The organism is Craterilacuibacter sp. (assembly GCF_051659485.1).
GTDB lineage: Bacteria > Pseudomonadota > Gammaproteobacteria > Burkholderiales > Chromobacteriaceae > Craterilacuibacter.
On record NZ_JBOFOO010000342.1, the window covers coordinates 1 to 5,804 of the forward strand.

The 5,804-nt window shown below is 57.6% G+C and carries 4 protein-coding genes and 1 pseudogene; 4 read left to right on the forward strand and 1 reads right to left on the reverse strand.

Annotated elements, in window-relative coordinates:
• Positions 1-219: pseudogene (locus tag ACRC1E_RS11610) on the reverse strand (hypothetical protein); the annotation flags it as partial.
• 97 nt (positions 220-316) lie between these two features.
• Here ACRC1E_RS11610 and ACRC1E_RS11615 point away from each other — a divergent pair.
• From ACRC1E_RS11615 to ACRC1E_RS11630, 4 genes are all read left to right on the forward strand, one after another.
• On the forward strand, positions 317-2,509 hold the full coding sequence (locus ACRC1E_RS11615) for a patatin-like phospholipase family protein (protein WP_438515254.1): 2,193 nt from the start codon (positions 317-319) through the stop codon (positions 2,507-2,509).
• Between the two features lie 107 nt (positions 2,510-2,616).
• Positions 2,617-2,952, forward strand: coding sequence for a 2Fe-2S iron-sulfur cluster-binding protein (locus ACRC1E_RS11620; RefSeq protein WP_438515255.1), 336 nt, complete (start codon positions 2,617-2,619; stop codon positions 2,950-2,952).
• 103 nt (positions 2,953-3,055) lie between these two features.
• Positions 3,056-4,708, forward strand: coding sequence for a formate--tetrahydrofolate ligase (locus ACRC1E_RS11625; protein WP_438515256.1), 1,653 nt, complete (start codon positions 3,056-3,058; stop codon positions 4,706-4,708).
• Positions 4,709-5,022: 314 nt separating this feature from the next.
• On the forward strand, positions 5,023-5,804 hold a 782-nt coding region (locus tag ACRC1E_RS11630; RefSeq protein ID WP_438515257.1), incomplete at its 3' end, for an ABC transporter substrate-binding protein.

Genomic DNA, 5,804 nt, shown 5'->3' on the forward strand with positions numbered 1-5,804 from the left:
GGATGCTTCGTCAACGTACAGCAGCGCCTGCAGCCGCTCTTTGAGCGGCACATCTATATCGCTATTCAAGCGCCCGATAGCCTTGATAATATCAATAAAAGCACTATGAAATTCTGCTTCAGGCAAGTTCTGGGCAAGCTGCGTGACAGTGACGGTCGCCGCGTGTTGCGGCCCGGTGCGCCCCATTACCGTACCAATAAAAGCTTTAAGATCAAACATGTCGCACTGTACCCGCTGCGTTAGTATTGTTTAATTATCATAATTTCAATGGCCCCTCACTGCCAGTGAAAGTATAAAATTTACATAAGAAGACCCCATGAAATTGCGCTGCTTCCTATTTTTTTCTATTTTCCTGCCTGTTTTATCCCTGCCTGCCGTGGCGACCCCTTTGGTTGCACCACGCATCGGCGTGGTGTTGGGCGGGGGCGGTGCACGGGGCTTTGCCCATCTGGGTGTTTTGCAGGAGCTGGAAAAGCTGCACATTCCAATTAGCTGCATCGCCGGCACCAGCGCCGGCTCATTGATAGGCGGCATTTACGCCAGTGGTGTGCCATTGTCGCAGCTAGAGCAGACCTTTGCCAGAACAGACTGGGATCTACTCACTTCTGGCAAGCCGCCACGCGCCGATGTGCCCTATATCCGCAAACGGGAAGATACCCGAAACTATTTAGACCTGACTGTAGGTTTGGCTGATGGCAAGCTGCGCCTGCCTCGTGGCGCAATCAATTCGCAATCCATCGATCTTTATATCCGCTACCTGACCCGCGATGCGACAGTGGGCAGTTTTGACGATTTGCCTATCCCGTTTCGTGCATTGGCCACCGATCTGGAAAGCGGGGATGCCGTGGTATTCGACAAGGGCGACCTCTCCACTGCATTGCGCGCCAGTATGGCCGTACCTGGCGTGTTTGACGCAGTGAATGTAGGCGGGCGCATCCTTGTCGACGGCATGCTGGCGCGCAACCTGCCCATATCCGACATCAAGGGGCGCTGTGCCGATGTGGTCATCGCGATTGATGTGGGTGAACCGTTAAAAAAGAGTAGTGAAATCGAGAGCTGGCTGGATGTTCTTGGGCAAAGTATCAATCTGGGGGTTAACCGCAACGTACGTGAGCAACTGGCCTTGCTTGGGCCTGATGATGTTTTATTGCGCCCCAAGCTTGGAAACACTTCAGCTACGGCATTTTCCGACAGTATGAAAATTGCAGAAACCGGCCGTCAGGCGGTGCTGGATCAAGCTGAGTCCTTGTCGCGCTTCTCGTTACCTGCGCCGGCGTATCAGGCTTGGCGTAATAGTCTAAAATCCGGCACAACTCCCAAAATCAGCAGCATAGAAGTGCAAGACACCAATACCGTTAATCAGCAGGCGCTGCAGCAGAAACTCGCAATTCCAGAGCAAGGGACATCACAAAAAGTTTTCCTTGAAAAGCTGCAAACCGTATTTGCTGAGGGAGATTACGATAATCTGTCTTATACCTTGCGTCGTACGGAGAAGGGGAATATTGCGGCGGTCACGCCCTTGGAACGCAATAGCGGCCCCAATACCCTGCGCTTCGGTCTGAGTCTGGAAGGTGCCAGCGAGGGCGATGCCACATTTGCCCTGCTGGCCAGTCAGCGCCGTACCTGGATGAATTCTGCCGGCGGCACCTGGTTTAATGAAGCACGAATAGGCGAGAATCTGTACTTTGGCAGTGAGTTTTATCAACCGCTAGCCGCAACGTCACCCTTTTTTATTGCTGTCCATGGTTTTATCAAGGATGACAAGTATTCGTTTTATACTGCTGATCACCAGCGACTGGCTGATTTCAGTGTGAGCGAGCGTCAGATCGGTGTGGCGGGTGGGGTCACGCTGGGGAAATATGGCGAGTGGCGAACAGGCCTATTTCGCGGCAATCTCAAGACGGGCGTCAAGGTCGGCGCCCCCGAGTTGTTGCCAGACGCAGATTACTCGGTCGGTGGTATCGAGTCTACGCTCACTATCGACCAGTTCGATAATCCGCGCTGGCCACGCAAGGGTTACGCCCTGCGCTTAAATGCGCAAAGGGCTATTGATGCCTGGACAGATTCGGAGTTTTCCCAGTTAACCACCTTTGACAGCAATTTTGATTATGTCACGACCACCCCACAAGACCTGACCCTGCGCTTCACCGGCAAGTTTTCCGGCGCAACAGGCGACGATAGCTATATCGCACCCTTGGGTGGCTTTCTTAATCTGTCCGGCTATCAGAATGATGAATTGCTGGGGCAGCGTGCGGCACTGGCCAGAGTCATGGCCTACTGGCGGGCCGCATCCCTGCCTTCGGCACTGGGCACGGGTATCTATCTGGGGGGGTCGCTTGAGGCCGGCCGGATATGGGGCGACATGTGGAATGTCAAAAACAGTCGCTGGCTGCCGGCAGGCTCGGTATTTGTGGGTGCCGACTCGCTGATAGGCCCACTGTTTATTGGTGCCGGTTATGGCAAAGGCGGGCGCTTGATCGGCTATTTTTATCTGGGTGCTGATTATTGATAAACCGGGTATGGCAACGCAGGCACGTCCTTGCTCAGGCGGGCATGGGGGCGCTGCCGGGTAGCGGGAACGATCAGTGCTTGATCCTGCGCGCAAACGGGGGAGGCATGGTTTGCATACGGTTTTTTAAGGACAGTGGCGGGCCGCTGCAACAGTTGGCCGTCAGTACCGGGGTTACCTTGCAGGAGGTGGCGCGCCAGCACGACTTGCCTTTGCGCTGGCGCTGCGGACACGGAACCTGCGGGGCATGCCTGGTCAAGATTATCTATGCGGGTCAGCCGGCATCATTCGAACCGGTCGCCCGCGAGCGCAATGTGCTTAAACGCTTCGGCTTCGCAGCGAGCCCTCATGCATTATGGCCGGATGATGCGGATACCTGGCGTCTGGCCTGCCATGTAGTGGTCGGGGCGCATGATCTGGATGTCCAGCTGAAATCAGACTAAAACTCACTGCCGCATCGGTGGCAGATGCGGAAAGTCTGATCTGGCGCATGGTAGCGACTGCACTCTTTGAATAGGATAGCCGCCTGTCACCTCCACTTCGAGATTGCAGATGCTGTCCGACATCGAAATTGCCCAGTCCGCCCCCTTTATCCCCATCGCTACCTTGGCCAACTCGCTGGGGCTCGCCGAGCACGAATACGAACCCTATGGCCGCGACAAGGCCAAGGTCACGCTGGATACGGCACGGCCACTCAAGGGCAAGCTGGTATTGGTGACGGCCACCAGCGGTACGCCATCCGGTAGCGGCAAAACGACCGTCTCCATTGCGCTGGCACAGGGTTTGAAACAGCTGGGCGAGTCGGCTGCGCTGGCGCTACGCGAGCCTTCGCTAGGCCCATGTTTCGGCATGAAGGGCGGGGCGGCCGGTGGCGGTTATGCCCAGCTGCTGCCTATGGAAGCGATCAACCTGCATTTCACCGGCGATTTTCACGCCATCACCAGTGCCAATAATCTGATTGCCGCCATGCTGGACAATGTGCGCCATCACGGCGAGGTTGACCTCGCCGAGGTGTACTGGCGACGGGTCGTGGATATCAATGACCGAGCACTACGCCATATCGTGACCGGCCTTGGCGGGCCGGCACATGGCATTCCCTCGGACACCGGCTTCGATATCACCGCCGCCTCGGAAATCATGGCCGTGCTGTGCCTGGCTAGCGATGAGGCCGACTTGCGCCAGCGGCTGGATAGCCTGCTGTTGGGTTTGCGCCATGACGGTACGCCATTTTACGGGCGTGACCTGAGGATTACCGGCGCGTTGATGGCCTTGCTCAAAGAGGCCGTCAAGCCGAATCTGGTGCAGTCGCTGGAAGGCAATGCCGCCTTCGTGCATGGCGGGCCGTTTGCCAATATTGCCCACGGTTGTAATGCCCTGTCCGCGACGCGGGCGGCGCTGAGCTGTGCCGACTGGGCCATTACCGAAGCCGGTTTCGGTGCCGATCTGGGCGCGGAAAAATTCTTCAATATCAAGTGCCGCCAAAGCGGTCTCGCGCCGGCGGTGACGGTGCTGGTTACTTCACTTAAGGCCTTGAAGTGGCATGGCGGCGTAGAACTGGCTGATTGCAGTCGGCCCGATAGGGCGGCCCTCACGGCCGGCCTGCCCAACCTTTATCGCCATCTGGACAATCTCGTGGCTTTCGGCCAGAAAGTGGTGGTCGCCCTGAACCGCTTTGCCGATGATGGCGACGACGAAATAGCTGTCGTTAAGGCTGCCTGCCTAGGGGCTGGCGCCGCCGGGTTTGCCATTTGCGAGGGTTTTGCCAAGGGTGGGGCCGGGGCGCAAGATCTGGCCAGCGCGGTGATGGCCGTGGCCGACGATACAGCCGCAGTGCGCTATAGCTACCCGTCGGACGCCAGCCTGTGCGAAAAACTGGAAACCCTGACCCGCAAGCTTTACGGCGGTACGGGCATCGCCTTGTCGGCGGAGGCCGAGGCGGATCTGCAACGCCTGCAAAAATTGGGGCTGGACAGGCTGCCGGTCTGCGTCGCCAAAACGCCTTACTCCTTCAGTCATGATCCGGCACTACGCGGTGCGCCAACGGGATTTGTCTTGCCCATCGCGCGTTTGCTGCCTAATGCCGGAGCCGGTTTTGTGGTGGCCATGGCCGGCAATGTACTGCGCATGCCCGGCTTGCCGCGCTCGCCACAGGCGTATCACATCGAGGTGAACAACGGCTGTATCAGCGGGCTGGCCTGACCGGCGCTGTTTTGGGGAGATATTGCACTGCAGTAGTGCATCCGTATGGCCGGATTTGAATCGAAGCCCTGAGGCAGGCTCGCAGTCAGGCCGTGTCTGGCTTGTAAAGGCAAGCTGGGTAAGGGTTTGCCTAGTGTCGTGCTGGCCTGCGTAAAACTGGCACGGCAATTGCAATGTAGTGGCTCATACAGCCGGGGCTGCCAATGAAGGCGGCACCCGACTGGCGGACAATGGCGTCCGTTGTGCAGGCTTGTTCATCAAGCCGGCACAACGGGCGCTTTTTTGTTTAAACCACGCATAGCAAGGAGCTGGATATGGCTGATACGAAAAATGGCCTGATGGTTGCAAGTCATCATGCCGATGGACGCCGGGACTTCCTGAAAGGCGCGCTCGCGGTGGTGGGCGCCACACTGCTGCCGGCCGGTTTTTCAGTGCCGGCACAGGCGGGCAGCAATACACCTGAGAAAACCGAGGTCAAGATCGGCTTTATTCCGCTGACCGACTGCGCCTCGGTGATCGTGGCCTCACAAATGGGGTTCGACAAGAAATACGGCATCACCATTGTGCCCTCCAAAGAAGCCAGCTGGGCTGCGGTGCGCGACAAGCTGGTCAATGGCGAACTGGATGCCTCGCATGCCCTGTATGGCATGATCTATGGCGTTCATCTGGGGGTGGGCGGACCCAAGAAGGACATGGCGGTCCTGATGACGCTGAACCAGAACGGACAGGGTATTACGCTTTCCAATCAGTTGAAGCAAAAAGGCGCAACCGATGGCGCCAAGCTGGCTCGCCTCGTCAAGGCCGAGCCGCGTGAATATACCTTTGCCCAGACTTTTCCGACCGGCACCCACGCCATGTGGCTGTATTACTGGCTGGCGGCGCAGGGCATCAACCCCGTGAGCGAGGTCAAGACTATCGTGGTGCCGCCGCCACAGATGGTGGCCAATATGCGGGTTGATAATATGGATGGCTATTGCGTAGGCGAGCCATGGAATGCACGTGCCATTGCCGACAATATCGGCTTTACCGTTGCGACCAGCCAGCAGATCTGGCCCGATCATCCGGAAAAGGTTCTCGGCACGACCGGCGAATGGGT

Bases quoted from the DNA above. Each gene is read 5' to 3' on its own strand.
- ACRC1E_RS11615 (WP_438515254.1), top strand. From the start codon at position 317: ATGAAATTGCGCTGCTTCCTATTTTTTTCTATTTTCCTGCCTGTTTTA.
- ACRC1E_RS11620 (WP_438515255.1), top strand. From the start codon at position 2,617: ATGGTTTGCATACGGTTTTTTAAGGACAGTGGCGGGCCGCTGCAACAG.